The organism is Longimicrobium sp., assembly GCF_036554565.1.
GTDB lineage: Bacteria > Gemmatimonadota > Gemmatimonadetes > Longimicrobiales > Longimicrobiaceae > Longimicrobium.
Window position 1 is genome coordinate 1 of the sequence record NZ_DATBNB010000890.1, and the last position, 3,632, is coordinate 3,632.

Below are 3,632 nucleotides of genomic sequence, written 5' to 3' on the forward strand. Positions count from 1 at the left end.
GTGCCTTCCAGGTTGAACAGGTTGAAGATCACCCCCAGCAGCAGCACGCCCACGACGGTGGACCCCACCCCGCCCTGCCCGCCGGAAAGCAGCGTTCCGCCCACGACGACGGCGGCGATGGCGTCCAGCTCCCACCCCGTACCCGCCACGGGCTGCCCCGCCCCGAGTCGCCCGGCGAGGACGATTCCCGCCATCGCCGCCAGCACACCGCTGATGGCGTACGTGGCGATCAGCACGCGGTCCACCTGCAGGCCCAGCAGCCGCGCGGCATCCTGGTGGTCGCCCGCGGCGTACACGTAGCGCCCGAAGCGCGTGTAGCGAAGCACCACCCAGCCGATCAGGAACGCCAGCGCCGTCATGACCACGGGAACGGGGATTCCCATCATCCGTCCGCGGCCCAGCCACATGAAGCCCTGCGCGGCCCGGTCCACTCGCACCGAGTTCTCCTCCGTCACGCCCAGCGCCACTCCGCGCGCCGCGATCATCATTGCCAGGGTGACGATGAAGGGCTGGATGCGCGCCTTGGTGATGAGCACGCCGTTGATTGTCCCCAGCACCGCCCCGGCCGCCAGTCCCCCCGCGACGGCGACGAGCGTGCCCTGCGGCGAAAGGACGGCGGCCACGATTCCCGCCAGCGCCAGCACCGAGCCGACGGACAGATCGATGCCGCCGGTGAGGATCACCATCGTCATTCCCAGCGCCACCATGCCGAGCATGCTGTTCTGGCGCAGCACGTTCAGCAGGTTCTCCGGCGTGGCGAAGGGCGCGTAGCGGATGGCGCCGAACAGGCACACCACGATCAGCGCCACCACGGCGCCCTGGCGCTGCAGCAGCGACGCGGCCCGTGCGCGCAGCGCCGGCACCGGGCGCGCGGGCACTCCGCTTCCCGCGCCCGGCGGCGTGGCGCCGGGCTCCGCGAGGCGCACGTCGAGGGCGGCGCCGCCCATCTGCCCCTGATGTTCCACTAGACCCGCCTCGGGCGTTGGAGGTAGACGGCGAAGAAGATGATGAGCGCCTTGAAGGCCAGCGCCCACGCGTAGGGAACCAGCAGCATGTTGAAGCTGGTGGCGATCACCTGCATGATCAGCGCGCCCACGACGGTGCCCATGATGGTGGCGCGCCCGCCGCTGAGCAGCGTTCCGCCCACCACCACGGCGGCGATGGCATCCAGCTCCACGTTCTGCCCGATCTTCGCGGCCGCGCTCGCCCCCAGGCGCGAGGCCTCGATCAGCCCCGCCATTCCCGCCAAAAGCCCGCTGATCACGTAGACGGAGACAACGGTGCGGTTGACGGGAACGCCGGCCAGGCGCGCCGCCGCGGGATTCCCACCGGCCGCCAACACGTAGCGCCCGAAAGGCGTGGAGCGGAGGACGAATACGGCCAGGCCGACGACCACGGTGGCGATCAGCACCTGCACGGGCACCGGGCCCAGGTGGCCACGGCCAAGCGACAGGAACCCGGGATCGTTGATGGCGATGAGCGCGCCGTCGCGGTTGATTACCTGCGCCAGCCCGCGTCCGGCCAGCAGCGTCGCGAGCGTGACGACGATCGCCTGCACCTTGAAGTACGAGACGAAGGCGCCGTTCAGCAGTCCCACCGCCATCGCGGCCAGCAGCGCCGCGGGGATGGCGACGAGGAGCCCGGAATCCAGCGTCACCGCCGCGACCGCCGCGGCGATGGCCATCACCGAGCCCACGGACAGGTCGATGCCGCCGGTGGCGATCACCAGCGTCATCCCGACCGCGACCAGGAGGGTGACGGCGAGCTGGAACAGGATGTTCCAGAAGTTGCCGACCGTGGCGAAGTTGGGCGTGAAGAGGGCGTTGGCGATCACCAGCACGACGAGCGCGAGCACGGCGCCCCCGGTGGCGCCCAGCGCCTCCCATCCCCGGCCGGCCAGCCCCGCGCCCCGCGGGACCGCTGCAGTTGCTTCCATCTCAGGCCTCCAGGGCCGCGGAGGCCGACACGGCGCTTCCCTCGGCCATCGCGTGGATGATCGACTGCTGCGAGATGTCGTCGCCGCGCAGCTCGGCCACGTTCTGGCCATCGCGCAGCACCACCACCCGCGAGCTCCCCTCCACCAGCTCCTCCAGTTCCGACGAGATCATCAGCACCCCGAGTCCCGTGCCGGCCAGCTCGTTGATCAGCGCCTGGATCTCGCCCTTGGCGCCGATGTCGATGCCGCGCGTGGGCTCGTCCAAAATCAGCAGCGCCGGGTTCATGCACAGCCAGCGGGCCAGGAGCACCTTCTGCTGGTTGCCGCCCGACAGCTCGCGGATCTTCTGATCGGCGCTCGTTGCCTTGACGCCCAGCCGCTTCATGAACCGGTCGACCACCTCGCGCTGCTTCGCCCGGTCCACGATGCCCATCCGCGTGAGCGTCGGCAGCGCGGCGAGCGTCAGGTTCTCGCGAACGGAGAGTTCGGGGATGATCCCCTCGCCCTTCCGATCCTCGGAAACGAAGGCGATCCCCGCGTGGATGGCATCGTCCGGGGTCCGCGGAGCGAGGCGCTTTCCATCCAGCTGGATGGTGCCGTCCTCCGCCGGGTCGGCGCCGAAGATGGCGCGCGCCGTCTCCGTCCGCCCCGATCCCAGCAGCCCGGCCACCCCCAGGATCTCTCCCTTCCTCACGTCCAGCGTCACGCCGCGCAGCTTCTGCCCGCGGCGCAGCCCCTCGGTGCGCAGCAGGGGCGCGGTGCCCTCGGCCTCGGCCTGGTTGGCGCCGAACCCGGTGGTGCCCTGCCGGAGTTCGTCGCGCTGTTTGCCCAGCATCAGGCAGACGAGGTCCAGCCGCTCCAGGTCGGCCACGCGATGGGTGCCCACCAGCTTGCCGTCGCGCAGCACGGTGACCCGGTCGCAGACGGTGTACAGCTCGTCGAAGCGGTGGCTGATGTAGACGATAGCGGTGCCCTGCGCCTGCAGCTGGCGGATCAGGTCGTACAGGATGGATACCTCGCGCTCCGCCAGCGAGCTGGTGGGCTCGTCGAGGACGAGGACCTTGGCGCCGAGCGAGACACCGCGGGCGATGGCCACCATCTGCTGCTCCGCGGTGCTCAGCGCGCCCAGCGTGGCTCCCGGATCGATCGCCAGCCCCAGCCGCTGGAGCAGCGCGCCGGTCTCAGTGTTCATCCGGCCCCAGTCCACCAGCCCCCAGCGGCGCGGCTCGCGGCCCAGGTACACGTTCTCGGCCACGGTGCGGAAGCTGAGGAGGTGGATTTCCTGGTGCACGGCGATCACACCGGCGGCTTGCGCGGCAGCGGGGGTGGTGAAGTCCACCGGCTGCCCCTCCAGCCACATCTGCCCGCCGTCCCGGCGGTACGCGCCAGTCATGATCTTGATGAGCGTGCTCTTGCCCGCGCCGTTCTCGCCCACGAGCGCGTGCACCTCGCCCGCGCGCAGGGTGAAGTTCACGCCGTCGAGCGCCGTGGCGCCGGCGAAGCGTTTGACGATGCCCTCCATGCGGAGGATTTCCGGTGCGGAGCCCGGAGCGACGGAGGGCGGAGGCGCGGGGGCCGGGTTCGTCATGCGGTGCGGGGCTGCGGGGGGAAGTGCGAAAGTGCGAGAGTGCGAGAGTGCGAAAGTGGCCGGGCGGAGAGCGCGAATGCAGTTACGTTCGCACTCTCACACCTTCGC

The 3,632-nt window shown here is 70.7% G+C and carries 3 protein-coding genes; all 3 read right to left on the reverse strand.

What is annotated here, in order from left to right:
* On the reverse strand, positions 1-965 hold a 965-nt coding region (locus VIB55_RS24840; RefSeq protein WP_331879384.1), incomplete at its 3' end, for an ABC transporter permease.
* Entirely contained in the window at positions 965-1,936 is a 972-nt protein-coding gene (locus tag VIB55_RS24845) for an ABC transporter permease (protein WP_331879385.1), read from the reverse strand. The genes VIB55_RS24840 and VIB55_RS24845, both read right to left, overlap by 1 nt.
* 1 nt (position 1,937) lies before the next feature.
* Positions 1,938-3,458, reverse strand: a complete 1,521-nt coding sequence (locus VIB55_RS24850; RefSeq protein WP_331879386.1) for a sugar ABC transporter ATP-binding protein — start codon at positions 3,456-3,458, stop codon at positions 1,938-1,940.
* Positions 3,459-3,632: the final 174 nt, after the last annotated feature.

Bases quoted from the DNA above. Each gene is read 5' to 3' on its own strand.
- VIB55_RS24850 (WP_331879386.1), bottom strand. From the start codon at position 3,458: ATGGAGGGCATCGTCAAACGCTTCGCCGGCGCCACGGCGCTCGACGGC.
- VIB55_RS24845 (WP_331879385.1), bottom strand. From the start codon at position 1,936: ATGGAAGCAACTGCAGCGGTCCCGCGGGGCGCGGGGCTGGCCGGCCGG.